Origin of the sequence: Streptomyces roseolus (assembly GCF_014649855.1) — a bacterium.
In the GTDB taxonomy this organism is placed as follows: Bacteria; Actinomycetota; Actinomycetes; order Streptomycetales; family Streptomycetaceae; genus Streptomyces; species Streptomyces roseolus.
Genome location: NZ_BMTV01000025.1, coordinates 1 through 17,714, shown reverse-complemented (window position 1 = coordinate 17,714; position 17,714 = coordinate 1). Strand labels below are relative to the sequence as shown.

The window sequence follows — 17,714 nt, the reverse complement described above, 5'->3', positions numbered from 1 at the left end:
GCTCCCGCGCTCCCGCGCTCCCGCGCTCCCGCGCTCCCGCGCTCCCGCGCTCCCGCGCTCCCGCGCTCCCGCGCTCCTGCGCTCCTGCGCTCCTGGGAGGATCGTTTCGGCGCCCGGGTCGTCGCCCTCACCTCCGACCGGCTGGTGGTCTCGGCGGCCGCCCCGCCCCGGACGGCGGAGGAGGCCGAGGCGGTGACGGCGGAGCACTTCGCCTTCTGCCCGGACACCGTCGCCCAGGGCGACCACGGCACCCCGCGCGCCTACGCCCACGAGGCGCTGGTGGGCGCGCCGGCGTGGAACTTCCGGTGGGACCGAGCCGCGGCTAGCGGGCCCCGGCGGAGAGCATCCGCGCGGCCTCGGTGGCCCAGTAGGTGAGGATCATCCGGCCGCCGGCGCGGCGGATGCCGGTGAGGGTCTCCAGGATCGCCTTCTCGCGGTCGATCCAGCCCTTCTCCGCGGCGGCCTCGACCATCGCGTACTCACCGCTGATCTGGTACGCGGCCACGGGTACGTCCACGGCCGCGGCGACCTTCGCGAGCACGTCCAGGTACGGGCCGGCCGGCTTCACCATCACCATGTCCGCGCCCTCCTCCAGGTCGAGCGCCAGCTCGCGCATCGACTCGCGGAGGTTGGCGGGGTCCTGCTGGTAGGTCTTGCGGTCGCCCTTGAGCGAGGAACCGACGGCCTCGCGGAAGGGGCCGTAGAAGGCGGAGGAGTACTTCGCCGTGTACGCGAGGATCGACACGTCCTCCTTGCCGATGGTGTCCAGCGCGTCCCGGATGACACCGACCTGGCCGTCCATCATCCCGGAGGGGCCGACGACGTGGACGCCGGCGTCGGCCTGGACCTGCGCCATCTCGGCGTAGCGCTCCAGGGTGGCGTCGTTGTCGACCCGGCCGTCCTCGTCGAGGACGCCGCAGTGGCCGTGGTCGGTGAACTCGTCGAGGCACAGGTCCGACATGACGATGAGCTCGTCGCCGACTTCGGCCCGCACGTCACGGATGGCGACCTGGAGGATCCCGTCCGGGTCGGTCCCGGCCGTGCCGAGCCCGTCCTTCTTCGCGTCCTCCGGCACGCCGAAGAGCATGATCCCGGAGACGCCCGCCTCCACGGCCTCCGCGGCGGCGCGGCGCAGGGTGTCCCGCGTGTGCTGGACGACGCCGGGCATGGCGCCGATCGGAACGGGCTCGCTCACGCCCTCGCGGACGAACGCGGGCAGGATCAGGTCGGCCGGGGAGAGACGGGTCTCGGCCACCATCCGGCGCATGGCGGGCGTCGTCCGCAGCCGCCGCGGCCGCGCCCCCGGAAAGCTTCCATACGAGTTCATACGTGCGAGGCTACGCCCGCCCCCCGCCCCCACTTACCGACACCGTGTCCACCGTCCCCGCCGCCCCCGTGCGCGGCGCCCGCGACGCAAAAAGGCGCGGGCCCCCGCCGGAACGGGGACCCGCACCCACACTCACCCGCGCATTACGTAGTGCGCCGCCTCCGCGCGCCCGGGCGCCGCTCGCTCGGCCGCGTCACCGGGTCGCCGGCCTCCAGCGCCGCCTCGCGCCGCCGGATGCCGAACTCCGCCAGCGCCTCCGCCAGCTTGTGGACGGACGGCTCGGGGGACAGCACGTCGACCCGCAGTCCGTGCTCCTCCGCCGTCTTGGCCGTCGCCGGCCCGATGCAGGCGATGACGGTCACGTTGTGCGGCTTGCCGGCGATGCCGACGAGGTTCCGCACGGTCGACGACGACGTGAACAGCACGGCGTCGAAGCCGCCGCCCTTGATCGCCTCGCGCGTGTCCGCCGGCGGCGGCGACGCCCGCACGGTCCGGTAGGCGGTGACGTCGTCGACCTCCCACCCGAGCTCGATGAGCCCGGCGACCAGCGTCTCGGTCGCGATGTCGGCCCGCGGCAGGAAGACGCGGTCGATCGGGTCGAAGACCGGGTCGTACGGCGGCCAGTCCTCCAGGAGACCCGCCGCGGACTGCTCGCCGCTCGGCACGAGGTCGGGCTTCACGCCGAAGTCGACCAGGGCCGCGGCCGTCTGCTCGCCCACCGCCGCGACCTTGATCCCGGCGAAGGCGCGGGCGTCGAGCCCGTACTCCTCGAACTTCTCCCGCACGGCCTTGACCGCGTTGACGGAGGTGAAGGCGATCCACTCGTACCGCCCGGTGACGAGCCCCTTCACGGCCCGCTCCATCTGCTGCGGGGTCCGCGGCGGCTCGACGGCGATCGTCGGCACCTCGTGCGGCACGGCACCGTACGAGCGCAGCTGGTCGGAGAGCGACGCGGCCTGCTCCTTGGTGCGCGGCACGAGCACCCGCCAGCCGAAGAGCGGCTTGGACTCGAACCACGAGAGCTGGTCCCGCTGCGCCGGGGCACTGCGCTCGCCGACCACGGCTATCACCGGCCGGTGGCCCTCGGGGGAGGGCAGCACCTTGCCCTGCTTGAAGACCTGCGCGATCGTCCCGAGGGTCGCCGTCCAGGTCCGCTGGCGCGTGGTCGTGCCGGCGATGGTCACGGTGAGCGGGGTGTCCGGCTTGCGGCCCGCGGCCACCAGCTCGCCGGCGGCCGCGGCGACCGCGTCCAGCGAGGTGGAGACGACGACGGTGCCGTCGGAGGCGCCGACCTCGGCCCAGCACCGGTCGTCGGCGGTCCGCGCGTCGACGAAGCGGACGTCGGTGCCCTGCTCGTCGCGGAGCGGCACACCGGCGTACGCGGGGACGCCGACCACGTTCGCGACGCCGGGGACGACCTCGAAGGGGATGCCCTCGGCGGCGCAGGCGAGCATCTCGGCGCCCGCGTTCCCGTCGAGGCCGGGGTCACCGGTCACCGCACGGACGACCCGCCTGCCGCCGCGCGCGGCCTCCATGACAAGATTGGCCGCATCCCTCAACACGGGGACACCGGCGGTTGTTGACGCCTCGTCAACAACCGTCAGCTCAGGCGTGCTCACGTCCGCGCGCGCATGGCCGCGGACGACCTCGAGGACCTCCGGCTCGGCGATCAGGACGTCCGCTCCGGCGAGGGCCTCGACGGCCCGGAGGGTCAGGAGTCCGGGGTCGCCCGGTCCTGCGCCGAGGAAGGTGACGTGGCCGTGGCCCGCGAAGACGGGGGACACGGGGCTGGTGGTCGGGCTGGCGGGGTTCAAAGTGCTCGCTCCCCCATAAGACCGGCCGCACCCTTGGCGAGCATCTCGGCCGCGAGTTCGCGTCCGAGCGCCGCCGCCTCGTCGTGCGAGGTGGGTACGGGACCGGTGGTGGACAGCTGCACCAGCGTCGAGCCGTCGGTGGTGCCGACGACGCCGCGCAGGCGCATTTCGGTGACAACCTGCCCGTGACCGGGGCCGTCGGCGAGGATGTCGGCGAGCGCTCCCACGGGTGCGCTGCAGCCGGCCTCCAGGGCGGCGAGCAGGGATCGCTCGGCGGTCACGGCGGCCCGCGTGCGCGGGTCGTCGAGGGCGGCGAGCGCGGCGACGAGGTCGGAGTTCGACGCCGGGCATTCGACGGCCAGGGCTCCCTGGCCGGGGGCGGGCAGCACGGAGTCGACCGGCAGGTGCTCGGCCGACAGGCCGCCGAGGAGCTCCTCGGTGCCGCCGATGCGGTTGAGTCCGGCCGCGGCGAGGACGACGGCGTCGAGCTCGCCCTTGCGGACGTAGCCGACGCGGGTGTCGACGTTGCCCCGGATCGGGACGCAGGTCAGGTCGAGGCCGTGGCTGCGGGCGTACGCGTGCAGCTGGGCCATCCGGCGCGGCGAGCCGGTGCCGACGCGGGCGCCCCGGGGGAGCCGGGCGAGGGAGAGGCCCTCGCCGGCGATCAGGACGTCGCGCGGGTCCTCGCGCTTCGGGATCGCTGCCAGCACCAGCTCGGGGTGCTGGGCGGTCGGCAGGTCCTTCAGGGAGTGGACGGCGAAGTCGACCTCGCCGTCCAGCAGCGCGTCGCGCAGGGCCGCGACGAAGACGCCGGTGCCGCCGATCTGCGCGAGGTGCTCACGGGAGGTGTCCCCGTACGTGGTGATCTCCACGAGCTCGACGGGCCGGCCGGTCAGCTGCCGGACCGCGTCGGCCACGTGCCCGGACTGGGCCATGGCGAGCTTGCTGCGCCTGGTCCCGAGCCTCAGTGCCCTCTCGGTCATACTCGCCCTCGGTTCTTGACGTCGGCGTCATTCAGGTCGGCCCGGGAGACGGAAGCCACCGTCTGCGGGTCGAGGTCGAAGAGTGTCCGCAGCGCGTCCGCGTACCCGGCGCCGCCGGGCTCGCTGGCGAGCTGCTTGACCCGCACGGTCGGCGCGTGCAGGAGCTTGTCGACGACGCGGCGCACGGTCTGGGTGATCTCGGCGCGCTGCTTGTCGTCGAGGCCGGGGAGGCGGCCTTCCAGGCGGGCGACCTCGCTGGCCACCACGTCGGCGGCCATGGTGCGCAGGGCGACCACGGTCGGGGTGATGTGGGCGGCGCGCTGGGCGGCGCCGAAGGCGGCGACCTCGTCGGAGACGATGCCGCGGACCTGGTCCACGTCGTTGGCCATGGGCGCGTCGGCGGAGGCGTCGGCGAGCGACTCGATGTCGACGAGCCGGACACCGGGGATGCGGTGGGCGGCGGCGTCGATGTCGCGGGGCATGGCGAGGTCGAGCAGGTACAGGGTCCCGTCGCGGCCCTCGGCGGCGGCCTCGATCGCGTCGCCGGCGAGGACGAGTCCGGTGGCGCCGGTGCAGGAGACGACGATGTCCGCCCGGCCCAGTTCGTCGCCGACGGCAACCATCTCGGCCGCGCGCGCGGCCACGCCCGTGCCCCCGGGCTCGCGGAGGATCTCGGCGAGCCGCTCGGCGCGGGCGAGGGTGCGGTTGGCGATGACGATCTCGGCGACCCCGGCGCGGGCGAGGGTCGCGGCGGCCAGCGAGGACATGGAGCCGGCGCCGATGACCAGGGCCTTCTTGCCGCGGGCCCAGCTGTCGACGTCGGCGGCCTGGGAGAGCTGCTCCAGACCGAAGGTGACGAGCGACTGCCCGGCCCGGTCGATGCCGGTCTCGCTGTGGGCGCGCTTGCCGACCCGCAGGGCCTGCTGGAAGAGGTCGTTGAGGAGCCGGCCCGCGGTGTGCAGGTCCTGGCCGAGGGCGAGGGCGTCCTTGATCTGGCCGAGGATCTGGCCCTCGCCGACGACCATGGAGTCAAGGCCGCAGGCCACCGAGAAGAGGTGGTGGACGGCCCGGTCCTCGTAGTGCACGTAGAGGTAGGGGGTGAGCTCGTCCAGGCCGACGCCGCTGTGCTGGGCGAGCAGCGTGGACAGCTCGGCGACGCCGGCGTGGAACTTGTCCACGTCGGCGTAGAGCTCGATGCGGTTGCAGGTGGCGAGGACGGTGGCCTCGGCGGCCGGTTCGGCGGCGAGGGTGTCCTGGAGGAGCTTGGTCCGGGTGTCCGTCGGCAGCGAGGCCCTCTCCAGGATGGAGACGGGGGCGCTGCGGTGGCTCAGCCCGACGACGAGGAGGCTCATGCCGGCATCACCGCGGGGGCGTCCCCGTCAGGTCCCTTGCGGCCGCCCTCGACGCCGGCGCGGGCGCGGTCGGTGGCGGTGCGCGCGGCGGGCGGCGCCGCGGGGGCGGCGGCCGGGGCGGTCTCCTCGCCCGGCTCCTCGCCGGCCTTGCGCTGCTCGTGGAAGGCGAGGATCTGCAGCTCGATGGAGAGGTCCACCTTGCGCACGTCGACGCCGTCGGGCACGGAGAGCACGGTCGGGGCGAAGTTGAGGATGGAGGTGACGCCGGCGGCGACGAGCCGGTCGCAGACCGCCTGCGCGACGCCGGCCGGGGTCGCGATGACGCCGATCGAGACGCCGTCCTCGGCGATGATCTTCTCCAGGTCGTCGCTGTGCTGGACGGGGATCCCGGCGACCGGCCTGCCGGTCATGGCGGGGTCGGCGTCGATCAGCGCGGCGACGCGGAAGCCCCGGGAGGCGAAGCCGCCGTAACCGGCGAGCGCGGCGCCGAGGTTGCCGATGCCGACGATCACGACCGGCCAGTCCTGGGTCAGGCCGAGCTCGCGGGAGATCTGGTAGACGAGGTACTCGACGTCGTAGCCGACACCGCGGGTGCCGTACGAGCCGAGGTAGCTGAAGTCCTTGCGCAGCTTCGCGGAGTTGACGCCGGCCGCGGCCGCGAGCTCCTCCGAGGAGACCGTGGGTACGGAGCGTTCCGAGAGCGCGGTCAGGGCGCGCAGATACAGCGGAAGGCGGGCGACGGTGGCCTCGGGAATTCCTCGGCTACGGGTCGCCGGTCGGTGAGTTCGGCCAGTTGCCACGGTGCTCCTGCGGGATGAGCGGGGCTGCAGGCGGCCATATGTCCCAGGACCGCCCCGTCGAATGCAGGCTATGTCTTTGTGAACGCGTGCACAAAGATGGTGTCCGTTTTGTCTGCCCAAAGTGACCGGGGTCACGCGACCGGTTATCGACGGTACGGAACCGTCACACGGTGCGACACGTCGAGATCCCGAAGGGGGCAAAGCCGCACACTCTCCTCACGACGCGGCCCCCGAATGGCAACAAAACGTCCACGATGGTAACCGGCTTTCGGTCAGGCGCCCAGTTCGCGCCGGAGCCGATCGGCGTCCACCCGCCAGAAGGTGTGCTGCTCCCCGTCGACCAGGACGACGGGAATCTGCTCCCAGTACTCCTTGTACAGCGCCTCGTCCTGGAGGATGTCCCGCTCCTCCCAGCGCGCCCCGGTCTCGGCGCAGACGGCCTCCACCACCGCCCGGGCGTCGTCGCAGAGGTGGCACCCCGGCTTCCCGATCAGCGTCACGGTCCGCGCGGCCGGGTCCTTGGCCGCGTCCTTCTTCTTGGTACGTCCGAACATGCCGTCCATTGTCCCGCCCGGTCACGGCGGGGACCCGCACTGTTCACACGACGGCGTCGTCACGAGTCGGGAAGGACCGAACAGACTGGCTATGCTCCAGACATGGCCGCTCTGGGATGGCTCACCCCCCGTAGGCGCTCCGCCACCGCGCGCAGCGTCCTCGCAGGCGAGGCCGCCGCCGAGGCGGCCCGCAAGACCTCGCTCCAGCTGGAGCGCGAGCGCGAGGAGGAGGCCGCCGCCCTCGAAGCGGCCGAGGCCGCCGAAGCCGTGCCCGCGGAGCCCGAGTTCCCCGTCGTGGGCGACGTCCGGGCCGCCGCCTTCTTCGACCTCGACAACACCGTGATGCAGGGCGCCGCGATCTTCCACTTCGGCCGCGGCCTGTACAAGCGGAAGTTCTTCCAGCGCCGCGAACTCGCCCGCTTCGCCTGGGCCCAGGTCTGGTTCCGGCTGGCCGGCGTCGAGGACCCCGCCCACATGCAGGAGGCCCGCGACAGCGCGCTCTCCATCGTCAAGGGCCACCGCGTCTCCGAACTGATGTCGATCGGCGAGGAGATCTACGACGAGTACATGGCCGACCGGATCTGGCCGGGCACCCGCGCCCTGGCCCAGGCCCACCTCGACGCGGGCCAGAAGGTCTGGCTGGTGACGGCCGCCCCGGTCGAGACGGCCACGATCATCGCCCGCCGCCTCGGCCTCACCGGCGCCCTCGGCACCGTCGCCGAGTCCGTCGACGGCGTCTACACCGGCCGACTGGTCGGCGAGCTCCTGCACGGCCCGGCCAAGGCCGAGGCGGTACGCGCCCTGGCCGCCGCCGAGGGCCTGGACCTCGCCCGCTGCGCCGCGTACAGCGACTCGCACAACGACATCCCGATGCTCTCGCTCGTCGGCCACCCGTACGCGATCAACCCCGACACCAAGCTGCGCCGGCACGCCCGGAACCTCGAGTGGCGGCTGCGCGACTACCGGACCGGCCGCAAGGCCGCCAAGATCGGCATCCCCGCCGCCGCGGGCCTCGGCGCCGTCGCCGGCGGCACCGCCGCCGCGGTCGCCCTGCACCGCCGCCGCCGCTGACCGCGGCCGACACGCCCGTACGCGAACTCCCCGCCGCTCACGGAGCGCCACCCCCGTGGCGATACGTTTCGGCTGCGATCATCTGCGACAACCACGGACCAGCGGGGCTCACCCGTCCGTGGTCGAACAGCGTCCGCACACCCCGACTCCCAGGCATTCCCGCGCCCTTACCCAGGAGCGGCGGCGCTCACTCCCCCCTACCGCACATGAGCACAACGCAACGCCGACGCAATCACACTCGGAAGTCATTCGATCAATAACCGATCACGAAGTGCGACTTGATCTGATTGCAAGCAGTAACAGAACCGACGTAATCGGTGATTTGAGCAACTGGGTGTAGCGCTGCCTGTACGAAGCGTTATTCTCCTCAGACGCACAGCGGAACCCTCCCGTCGCCACGACGAGTGAACGGCTCCGCACTGCACGTGATGGAAGCTCTGCCTCTGGGAGTCCCGTGTACCCACACGTCGGGGTTGACGCCTCGGGCCTGGCTACGCTGCGCGCAACGGTCCTCGACCACTTGCGTGGCTTCGTCCCCACCGCGTACGTCGGTCCTGCGCCCGCCTTCGCCTTCGCCGCACCGGCTCCGGCCGGCCCTTGCTATGCCCTGGCCGACGGCGGTGCCGCCGTCGGCAGACGGGGCGCGCGCGGCGGCGCCGGCAACTCGACCGCCGCCCGACGCCCCACCGCCGACAGCGACAGCGCCCGGATGATGGATCTGGTCGAGCGCGCCCAGGCGGGCGAGGCCGAGGCCTTCGGCCGGCTGTACGACCAGTACAGCGACACCGTCTACCGCTACATCTACTACCGCGTCGGCGGGAAGGCGACGGCGGAGGACCTCACCAGTGAGACCTTCCTGCGCGCCCTGCGCCGGATCTCCACCTTCACCTGGCAGGGCCGCGACTTCGGCGCCTGGCTCGTCACCATCGCCCGCAACCTCGTGGCCGACCACTTCAAGTCCAGCCGCTTCCGGCTGGAGGTCACCACCGGCGAGATGCTCGACGCCAACGAGGTCGAGCGCAGCCCGGAGGACTCCGTCCTCGAGTCCCTCTCCAACGCCGCGCTCCTCGACGCCGTCCGCCGCCTCAACCCCCAGCAGCAGGAGTGCGTCACCCTCCGCTTCCTCCAGGGCCTCTCGGTCGCCGAGACCGCGCGGGTCATGGGGAAGAACGAGGGCGCCATCAAGACCCTCCAGTACCGGGCCGTCCGCACCCTGGCCCGCCTGCTGCCCGAAGACGCCCGCTGACCGGGCCGGCTCACCGTCCCCCGGGCCGCCGACCGCCGCCACCCCTCTCCCCCTCCCCCTCCTCCCGTCCCCCTCCCCTCTCAGAGTCACTTGTCTCCCCTCACCGCACCCCTCCCCCCACGCCACCACTGCCCGTCCCACATCACAGTTGGTGACGCATCGATGACGCACTGGTCCGATCATCTTTCGCGCGTAACCCAAGTGCCGCGCCGCTCGTTGTGCGAAATGCAGGCTCCCTGTGGTCACGCCCTGCCCGCGGATACTCACTCGTTCGTGTGGATCCGCTCAAGGCGGGCAACCTTCCGGACCCCCTGGGGAGTCGACCGTCATGACGAGAGGAGGTGCCGCCAGTGATCGCGAACGTGCACCGGCGGGCGAACGCCTTCGCCCAGGCCCTGGAGGACCGGGCGCCCGAGGGCGAGGCGGCCGACCGGTCCGACGCCCCGGCCGACACGGGCGACCAGGGACGGCTGTTGGCCTTGGCGAGCGGACTCGGCGACCTGCCGAAACCGGAACTCGACCCCGAGGTCAAGGTGGTGCAGCGAGCCCAGCTCGTCGCCGCCATGGAGGCGATGTTCGCCCAGGGGACGGCCGCCGCGGGCCCTACCGTCCCGGAACAGCGGAGCACCAGGGGTGCCCACCGGGCATCCCCCCTGCGCAAGCTCCGTCCGCGCACCCGCTGGACCAAGGGGCTCGCCGCCGGCGGCCTCACGGTCGGGGTGGCGGCCGGGGCCTTCGGCGGCGTCGCCGCCGCCAGCTCCGACGCCCTCCCCGGTGACTCGCTCTACGGGCTCAAGCGCGGCATGGAAGACCTCAAGCTGGGCATGGCCGACGACGACGCCGACCGCGGGGGCATCTACCTCGACCAGGCGTCCACCCGGCTCAGCGAGGCCCGCCGGCTCATGGAGCGCGCCCGCTCCGGCGACCTCGACCACGAGTCCCTCAGCGAGATCCGGCGCGCCCTCGGCGGCATGAAGCACGACGCCGAGCAAGGCCACCGGCTGCTCCGCCAGGCCTACGACCGGGACGGCGAGCTCGCCCCCATGGCCCGGCTGAACTCCTTCGCCCAGGCGCACCGCGACACCTGGAACGGTCTGCGCGACCGGCTCCCCGTCCAGCTCACGGACGTCGGCGAAGAGGTCAGCGGCGTCTTCGCCGCCATAGACCAGGAAGTCGAGCCGCTCCAGTCGATGCTGCCCCGCGCCCTCGAAAAGGGCGCGGCCGACCCCGGCTCCAGCAGCAGCCCCACCGCCCGGCAGGACCAGCCGGACACGGCCACCAGGCAGCCCACGACCACCCAGGGCACCCCGTCCCAGGGCGGCCACTCCGCCACCACCCCCCGCCCCACCGGCACCACCCAGGACGCGGGCACCGGCGGCACCACCGGCACCGGCACCACCCCGAGCCCGGGCGCCGAGACCGGCACCACCGCCCCCGAGGACGACGGACTCCTCGGCGGCAACACCGGCGGCCTCCTGCCGTCCCCGACGGGCACCACCGCCCCCGAGGAACAGCAGGCGACCCCCACACCCCCCGACGTCACCATCCCGCCACTCCTGCCGGGCCTCCTTCCAGGCCTCGGCATCGACAGCGAGGACGCTCGCTGACAAGAAGAAGGGGCGCCCCCACGGACGGGGGGCGCCCCTTCTCCATCTCCCACAAACAGCTCAGAAGAACACCGACCGCCGCTGCACCAACAGCTTGTACAGCGTGTGCTGGATCTGCTCACGGACCTGGTCGGTCAGGTTGAACATCAGCATCGGGTCCTCCGCCGCCTCCGGCGGATAGCCGTCCGTCGGAATCGGCTCCCCGAACTGGATCGTCCACTTCGTCGGCAGCGGCAGCATCCCCAGCGGCCCCAGCCAGGGGAAGGTCGGCGTCACCGGCACGTACGGCAGACCCAGCAGCCGCGCCAGCGTCTTCGCGTTCCCGATCATCGGGTAGATCTCCTCGGCGCCCACGATCGAGCAGGGCACGATCGGCACCCCCGCCCGCAGCGCCGTCGAGACGAAGCCGCCCCGGCCGAACCGCTGGAGCTTGTACCGCTCCGAGAACGGCTTCCCGATCCCCTTGAAGCCCTCCGGCATCACGCCGACGACCTCCCCGGCCTTCAGCAGCCGCTCCGCGTCCTCCGCGCACGCGAGCGTGTGCCCCGCCTTCCTGGCCAGCTCGTTGACGACCGGCAGCACGAAGACCAGGTCCGCCGCGAGCAGCCGCAGATGCCGGCCCGCCGGATGGTGGTCGTGCACCGCCACCTGCATCATCAGCCCGTCCAGCGGCAGCGTCCCGGAATGGTTGGCGACGATCAGCGCCCCGCCCTTCTCCGGGATGTTCTCGACGCCCTTCACCTCCACCCGGAAGTACTTCTCGTACAGCGGGCGCAGCAGCGACATCAGCACCTGGTCGGTCAGCTCGGCGTCGTACCCGAACTCGTCGACCTCGTACTCCCCCGTGACCCGCCGCCGCAGGAACGCGAGTCCGCCCGCGAGCTTCCGCTCCCACCCGGCCCGCCCGGCCCCCTCCCCGTCCGGCTCCGCCACGGGCCCGGGGGCGGCGGGCGCCTCGTCCGGCTCGTCCGGCACCTCCCGCGCCCCCGGCAGCGCCCGTACGGCCGCGGGACCGCTCGTCCCGGCCCCGGACGGCTCCTCGGGCCGGCCGGGCCGCCGCCGGGCCCGCGAACGGTCGTCGTCGAAAGGAATCACCTTGGCGTCCGCCATCGCTGTCGCCGCTCCTCAGGCACCGTCGTAAGAGTCACGAGAAGGAACCGCCCCCGGGGCGATCCGGTCCGCCAGCCGGTCGACCACCCCCGCGAGCCGCTCCGGCGGCAGCAGCCCCGGCCCCCGGCTCGCCGCGAAGTCCGCGAACGTCTCCGCCGTCGAGTACCGCGGCCGGAAACCCAGCACTTCCCGCAGCTGGACGGTCGACACGACCCGCCCGTGCGTGAGGAGCCGGATCTGCTCGGGCGCGAAGTCCGTCAGCCCCACCGTGCGCAGCGCCGAACCCACCCAGGTCACCGCCGGCAGCAGCACCGGCACCGTCGGCCGCCCGAGCCGCCGCGCGCACTGGGACAGCAGCAGCACCCCGTCGCCCGCCACGTTGAAGGTCCCGCTGTTCAGCGACGCCCGGCGCGGCTCGTGCGCCACCAGCCGCAGCACGTCGATCACGTCGTCCTCGTGGACGAACTGCAGTCGCGGGTCGTACCCCAGGACCGTCGGCAGCACCGGCAGCGACAGGTACTCGGTCAGCGGCGACCGCACCCGCGGCCCGAGGATGTTCGCGAACCGCAGCACGCACACCGCCACGTCCGGCCGCCGCCGGGCGAAGCCCCGGACGTACCCCTCGACCTCGACCGCGTCCTTCGCGAAGCCCCCGCTCGGCAGCGACTTCGCGGGCGTCGTCTCGGTGAAGACCGCCGGGTCACGGGGCGCGGAGCCGTACACGGTCGTACTGGACTTCACCACGAGCCGGCCGACCCGCGGCGACTGCTGGCAGGCCCCGAGCAGCTGCATGGTGCCGATGACGTTGGTCTCCTTGACCGCCGTCCGGCCCCCGGCGCCCAGCGCCGTCCCCGTCACGTCGAGGTGCACCACCGTGTCCACCTCGTGCTCCGCGAGCACCTTGGCGATGGCCGGCCTGCGGATGTCCGCCCGGACGAAGTCGGCGGCCCCCAGCGGATGCGCGGGCTCGACCGCGTCCACGGCCACCACCCGCTCCACCTCCGGGTCCCGCTGGATCCGCCGCACGAAACGGCCCCCCAGATGCCGGGCGGCACCGGTGACGAGCACGACCTTGCCCAAGATCAGCGCCTTCCGTCCGAACTTCCGTCCGTCTTCCCGTAGGCGCCACCGTAGCGCCTGAGGATTTCGGCGCAATGACGACGTGGCCCCTCACCGAGGACGGTGAGGGGCCACGTCTTTCCACGCACGGGAAACCGCTCGCGCGGCCGCCGCTTACTTCTTGTTGCGACGCTGAACGCGCGTGCGCTTGAGCAGCTTGCGGTGCTTCTTCTTGGCCATCCGCTTGCGCCGCTTCTTGATAACAGAGCCCACGACTACCCTCGCTCACTTCTTCTCACTGGTGCGGGGCGTCTGGGCCCACACGACCTACGAGGGGTCAGCCTACCGCCCTTGGCACCACACGAGTAATCCGAGGGCCGGACGCGGCTCACCGGCCGTTCGGCCGCAGGTCGGCCGCGCGCCCCCTACGCGGTCCCCACCCCCACGTACGACTCCCTCAGGTACGCGTGAACCGCCTGCTCGGGGACCCGGAAGGACCGGCCCACCCGGATCGCCGGCAGATGACCGCTGTGCACCAAGCGGTACACGGTCATCTTCGATACGCGCATCACCGCGGCGACTTCCGCCACGGTCAGGAACTTGACCTCGTTGAGAGGCCGATCGCCAGCAGCCATGACCCACCTGTACCTTCCGCCGCGACGCCCACCGGCTTCCCCTCCGGTGACTCTTCGTCGTCGAACGCTCACGCATCAGCCTAGGGGCGGGTGGTGCGAGTGGGGAAGAGGAGCCCCGATCGCCCGTTTACCGTGACAGACACGCTCGATTGAGTACATAGCGCGTGAGGGGACGGTAGTACGCCGAGGGCACCCCGTCATCCAGCGGGACGGCCACGGCCACCTGTCCCTCGGCCTCCCCCACGAACAGCGCCGGATCGTCGGTGTCGGCCAGCCCGATCGCCTCGATACCCAGCTGACCAGCACCGCAGACCCAGCCGTGGTCGCCCACGACCAGCTCCGGCAACGGCCCGCCGGCCTCCGCCGCGCTCTCCAGGACGGCCCTCACCGGCAGCGCCGAATGGGAGTGCGCCCCCGGCTCGCGCCCGCCCTCCGACGGCCCCGCCTCCCGTACGAACGCGACGCCGCGTACGTAGTCGAGGACGTACGTACGTAGACCGAACCGGGTCGTTATGTCGACACATCTCCCCTGCGCCGGGGTGAGTACGTCACATCCCGCCGCCGACAGGGCGTCTGCGAGTGCGACGTAGAAACCGAGCAGCCGGTGCGGATGGCCCGTCCCGAACAGCACCGGAGCCCGCCGCGCCGCCGCCACCGCCAGCCGCCCGGCGAAGGCGTCCAGGCCCCGCAGCGTCCGCTCCGGATCGATCGCGTCGGGCCCCGAGCGGTAGGCCGGATCCCCGGACACCCCGCACTTCTCCGCCATCAGCCGCAGCAGCTCCGCCTCGCCCCAGCCGCCGGCCGGCACGAGGCCCAGCGTCACCCGGGGGTCCCGCGCGGCGAAGAGCCGATAGCTCCGCAGGCTGACCTCCCGCGAGGTCGCCACCGTCCCCGCCAACCCCGCCGCCAACAGATGCGCCCGCAGCGCCCCGGTACTCAACACCCTTCCGATGCTGCCCGATCGGCACTGTCGGGGCGTCAGAATCCGCTGCGCGCCGCACCGTTGGCGTAACAGGGCGGCACGGTTCAGGCCAGCAGCCCGCGCAGCGGGAAGGAGGCCCTCCGGGTCGCGAGCACCGCCTGGTCGAGACGGTCCGCGGGGTCGTAACCGGCCGTCCAGTCACGGAAGTCCACCGGCCACCGCCCGTCGGTCATCCGCCCGGGACCCAGCTGCCGGGTCCGCGCGTACACCTCGTCCCGCCACGAGGACGGCACCACCGTCTCGGGCGCCACGGGCGCGTGCGCCGCGATCCCGACCAGGTGCGTCCACGACCGCGGGACGACGTCGACCACGGCGTACCCGCCGCCACCGAGCGCCACCCACCGGCCGTCCGCGTGGGCGTGCGCGAGCTCGTGGCAGGCCTCCTGGACGGCCCGCTGCGCGTCCAGCGACACCGCCAGGTGGGCCAGCGGGTCGTCGAAGTGGGTGTCCGCCCCGTGCTGGGTCACCAGGACCTGCGGCCGGAAGTCGGCGAGGAGCTCCGGCACCACCGCGTGGAAGGCCCGCAGCCAGCCCGCGTCCCCGGTGCCGGCGGGCAGCGCCACGTTCACCGCGCTCCCCTCGCCGGCCCCGGCGGCGCCGGTCTCCTCCGGCCAGCCGGTCTGCGGGAACAGGGTCCGCGGATGCTCGTGCAGCGAGATCGTCAGGACCCGCGGGTCCTGCCAGAACGCCGCCTGCACCCCGTCTCCGTGGTGCACGTCGACGTCCACGTACGCGACGCGCTCCGCGCCCAGTTCCAGGAGCCGGGCGATGGCCAGCGAGGCGTCGTTGTAGACGCAGAACCCGGCCGCCCCGCCGGGCATCGCGTGGTGCAGCCCGCCGGCGAAGTTCACGGCGTGCCCGGCCTCGCCCCGCCACACGGCCTCCGCCGCGGCCACCGACTGCCCGGCGATCAGCGCGGACGCCTCGTGCATCCCCTCGAACGCCGGGTCGTCGACCGTCCCGAGCCCGTACGCCTGGTCGGCGCGGCGCGGATCGGCGGAGGCGGCCTTCACGGCCGCCAGGTAGTCCTCGCGGTGCACGAGCCGCAGCGTCGAGTCCCCGGCCGGCTTGGCCGCCACCACGTCCACCGCCCGGTCCAGCCCGAAGGCGCGGACCAGCCCCATGGTCAGTGCGAGCCGTACCGGGTCCATCGGGTGCTGGGGCCCGAAGTCGTACCCCGTGACAGCTTCATCCCACATCAACAGTGCGCGGCCGCTCATGACCGCCACCGTATCGGGCCTCCCGAGCGCCGAACGACGTGGCATACGCCACCGTCGCCAGGACGAGCACCATCGGCACCACCATGGCCCCCCGGTAGCTCCAGGCGTCCCCGAGCGCCCCGACGAGCGGCGAGCCGACGAGGAAGCCGACGTAGTTGAAGACGTTGAGCCGCGCGACGGCCGCGTCGCTGTTCTCCGGGAAGAGCCGCCCGGCCGCCGCGAAGGTCTGCGGCACGATCACGCTCAGCCCGAGCCCGAGGACGGTGAAGGCCACGATCCCCACCCACGCCGACGGCGCCACCGCCACCAGCGCGAAACCGCCCGCCGCGAGCACCGCCCCGCCGCGCACGACCGCCGCCGCCCCGAAGTACCGCACCCCCAGGTCGCCCACGGCCCGCCCGAGCAGCGTCGTCACCATGTACGCGTTGTACGGGACGGTCGCCGCCGCCTCCGAGCCGCCGAGCACGTCCTGGAGGTACTTCGCCGACCAGTTGGAGACCGTCGAGTCCCCGATGTACGCGAAGGTCATCACCAGGCACAGCGGCAGCAGCAGCCTGAACGACAGCGTCCCGCCCCTCGCTTCGCCGCTGCCGTCCGGGGCGGCCTTCCCGTCGACGTACCAGCGGCTGCCGAGGTACGCGGCCGGCGCGAGGACCACGACGACCGGCAGGTACGACCAGAACAGCGTCAGGTGCCAGTGCGCCCCGGCCCAGGCCAGGGAGGCGCCGGCGATCCCGCCGAGGCTGTACGCGGCGTGGAAACCGAGCATGATGCTCCGGCCGTACGTCCGCTGGAGGCTCACCCCCAGCATGTTCATGGAGGCGTCGAGCGCGCCGACCGCGAGCCCGAACGCCCCGAGCGCCACGGCCGCCGCCCACAGCGCGTCCCCCGCCCCCACGCCGAGCAGCGCGAGCAGCACGACGGGCTGGGACCACCGCAGCACCCGCGAGGGCGCCACCCGGGCCACGACCTTCCCGGTCGCCACACTCGCGATCCCGGCGAGGACCGGCACGGCGGCCAGGAAGAGGGGCAGGAGCCCGTCGGAGATCCCGTACCGGTCCTGGATCCCGGGTATCCGGGTCACGAGCAGCGCGAAGGCGACGCCCTGGACGAAGAAGCTGAGGGCCAGGGAGCCCCGCCCCCGCCGCAGCCGTACATCGGTCATGGCGGCACAGCGTAGGCCCGCCCCCTACCGATGGGTAGACGGATCACAGACCCAAAAGGTCGGGCAGGTCCTCCATCCGCGAGAAGAACCCCCGTGCTCCCGTCAGCCGGTCCTCGGGCGTCATCGCCGTGAACCCGTACACGTCCATCCCGGCGGCGACGGCCGCCCGCACCCCGAGCCGGCTGTCCTCGACGACGACGCACCGCTCGGGCGCCACCCCCATCCGCGCGGCCGCGTGGAGGAAGAGGTCCGGCGCGGGCTTGCCGCGCCCCACGTCCTCGGCGCTGTGGACGAGTTCGTCCGGGAACCAGGCGTCGAGCCCGGTCTTCCGGTGCCCGACCCGGATCCGCTCATGGCTCCCGGACGAGGCCACACAGTACGGGACCTCCTCGGCCGCGAGCCGCTTCAGCACCTCCACCGCCCCTTCGACCGGCTCCAGTTGTTCCCGGAACGCGGCGAAGACCCGCGCGTGGAAGGTGGCGTCGAAGTCCTCGGGCAGCCGCTGCCCGCTCCGTTCGAGGACGAGGTCGTGGACCCGGTGCAGGGCGGCCCCCATGTAGTCCCGGAGGGATTCCTCGTACGTGGTGGGGTGCCCGAGCTCCGTGAGGTAGCTGGCGAGCAGCCCGTTGGACAGCGGCTCGCTGTCGACGAGCACGCCGTCGTTGTCGAAGATGACCAGGTCGTAGCGCATACGCCCAGCCTAGAGCGGGCCCCGTGAACGCGGAAAAGCCCCGCACCACAAGGGTGCGGGGCTTTCCCACAATAATTGTTCGGCGGCGTCCTACTCTC

18 protein-coding genes are annotated in these 17,714 nt (G+C 72.9%); 4 read left to right on the top strand and 14 right to left on the bottom strand.

Annotated elements, in window-relative coordinates; all coding sequences use genetic code 11:
- The coding region (locus IE245_RS26820) for a DUF4253 domain-containing protein (protein ID WP_189952044.1) at positions 1–375 on the top strand (375 nt) is incomplete at its 5' end.
- Here IE245_RS26820 and hemB read toward each other — a convergent pair.
- The 6 genes from hemB to IE245_RS26790 all read right to left on the bottom strand — a co-directional run bounded on the left by hemB (position 323) and on the right by IE245_RS26790 (position 6,839).
- Positions 323–1,327: a porphobilinogen synthase gene (gene hemB / locus IE245_RS26815; RefSeq protein ID WP_189952042.1), complete on the bottom strand. Its 1,005-nt coding sequence runs from the start codon at positions 1,325–1,327 to the stop codon at positions 323–325. The two genes, IE245_RS26820 and hemB, sit on opposite strands and share 53 nt — an antisense overlap.
- 143 nt (positions 1,328–1,470) lie before the next feature.
- On the bottom strand, positions 1,471–3,141 hold the full coding sequence (locus tag IE245_RS26810; protein WP_189952039.1) for a bifunctional uroporphyrinogen-III C-methyltransferase/uroporphyrinogen-III synthase: 1,671 nt from the start codon (positions 3,139–3,141) through the stop codon (positions 1,471–1,473).
- Complete coding sequence (gene hemC, locus IE245_RS26805) at positions 3,138–4,124, bottom strand: hydroxymethylbilane synthase (protein ID WP_189952037.1); 987 nt, start codon at positions 4,122–4,124, stop codon at positions 3,138–3,140. Before hemC ends, IE245_RS26810 begins: the two co-directional genes overlap by 4 nt.
- Complete coding sequence (locus tag IE245_RS26800) at positions 4,121–5,476, bottom strand: glutamyl-tRNA reductase (RefSeq protein ID WP_189952035.1); 1,356 nt, start codon at positions 5,474–5,476, stop codon at positions 4,121–4,123. Before IE245_RS26800 ends, hemC begins: the two co-directional genes overlap by 4 nt.
- On the bottom strand, positions 5,473–6,276 hold the full coding sequence (locus IE245_RS26795) for a redox-sensing transcriptional repressor Rex (RefSeq protein ID WP_189952033.1): 804 nt from the start codon (positions 6,274–6,276) through the stop codon (positions 5,473–5,475). Before IE245_RS26795 ends, IE245_RS26800 begins: the two co-directional genes overlap by 4 nt.
- A gap of 272 nt (positions 6,277–6,548) precedes the next feature.
- Positions 6,549–6,839: a glutaredoxin family protein gene (locus IE245_RS26790; protein ID WP_189952031.1), complete on the bottom strand. Its 291-nt coding sequence runs from the start codon at positions 6,837–6,839 to the stop codon at positions 6,549–6,551.
- Between the two features lie 93 nt (positions 6,840–6,932).
- Here IE245_RS26790 and IE245_RS26785 point away from each other — a divergent pair, with 93 nt between their 5' ends.
- The 3 genes from IE245_RS26785 (at position 6,933) to IE245_RS26775 (ending at position 10,754) form a co-directional block, all read left to right on the top strand.
- Positions 6,933–7,901, top strand: coding sequence for an HAD family hydrolase (locus IE245_RS26785; protein WP_189952029.1), 969 nt, complete (start codon positions 6,933–6,935; stop codon positions 7,899–7,901).
- Between the two features lie 454 nt (positions 7,902–8,355).
- Entirely contained in the window at positions 8,356–9,147 is a 792-nt protein-coding gene (locus tag IE245_RS26780; protein WP_169094351.1) for an ECF subfamily RNA polymerase sigma factor, BldN family, read from the top strand.
- Between the two features lie 350 nt (positions 9,148–9,497).
- Entirely contained in the window at positions 9,498–10,754 is a 1,257-nt protein-coding gene (locus tag IE245_RS26775; RefSeq protein WP_189952028.1) for a DUF5667 domain-containing protein, read from the top strand.
- Positions 10,755–10,814: 60 nt separating this feature from the next.
- On the opposite strand, the gene IE245_RS26770 is transcribed toward IE245_RS26775, so the two are convergent.
- From IE245_RS26770 to IE245_RS26735, 8 genes are all read right to left on the bottom strand, one after another.
- The gene (locus IE245_RS26770; protein ID WP_189952027.1) at positions 10,815–11,864 is read right to left on the bottom strand and encodes a lysophospholipid acyltransferase family protein; all 1,050 of its coding nucleotides are present in this window, start codon (positions 11,862–11,864) and stop codon (positions 10,815–10,817) included.
- Between the two features lie 15 nt (positions 11,865–11,879).
- The gene (locus tag IE245_RS26765; RefSeq protein WP_189952026.1) at positions 11,880–12,944 is read right to left on the bottom strand and encodes an NAD-dependent epimerase/dehydratase family protein; all 1,065 of its coding nucleotides are present in this window, start codon (positions 12,942–12,944) and stop codon (positions 11,880–11,882) included.
- A gap of 153 nt (positions 12,945–13,097) precedes the next feature.
- Positions 13,098–13,196 carry a 30S ribosomal protein bS22 gene (locus IE245_RS26760; RefSeq protein WP_003948845.1) on the bottom strand — a complete coding sequence of 33 codons (99 nt, stop codon included), beginning with the start codon at positions 13,194–13,196 and terminating at the stop codon, positions 13,098–13,100.
- Between the two features lie 152 nt (positions 13,197–13,348).
- Positions 13,349–13,558 carry a helix-turn-helix domain-containing protein gene (locus IE245_RS26755; RefSeq protein ID WP_030495139.1) on the bottom strand — a complete coding sequence of 70 codons (210 nt, stop codon included), beginning with the start codon at positions 13,556–13,558 and terminating at the stop codon, positions 13,349–13,351.
- Between the two features lie 127 nt (positions 13,559–13,685).
- On the bottom strand, positions 13,686–14,501 hold the full coding sequence (locus IE245_RS26750; protein WP_189952025.1) for a phosphatase: 816 nt from the start codon (positions 14,499–14,501) through the stop codon (positions 13,686–13,688).
- Between the two features lie 83 nt (positions 14,502–14,584).
- A complete protein-coding gene (locus IE245_RS26745; protein WP_189952024.1) occupies positions 14,585–15,760 on the bottom strand; it encodes an acetoin utilization protein AcuC in 1,176 nt (391 codons plus the stop codon).
- Positions 15,729–16,925 (bottom strand): MFS transporter, encoded by a 1,197-nt coding sequence (locus IE245_RS26740; RefSeq protein WP_189952023.1) that lies wholly within the window; start codon positions 16,923–16,925, stop codon positions 15,729–15,731. The genes IE245_RS26745 and IE245_RS26740 overlap by 32 nt, the downstream gene beginning before the upstream one ends.
- Positions 16,926–16,968: 43 nt before the next feature.
- Positions 16,969–17,616 (bottom strand): HAD family hydrolase, encoded by a 648-nt coding sequence (locus IE245_RS26735; RefSeq protein WP_189952022.1) that lies wholly within the window; start codon positions 17,614–17,616, stop codon positions 16,969–16,971.
- Between the last annotated feature and the right edge of the window lie 98 nt (positions 17,617–17,714).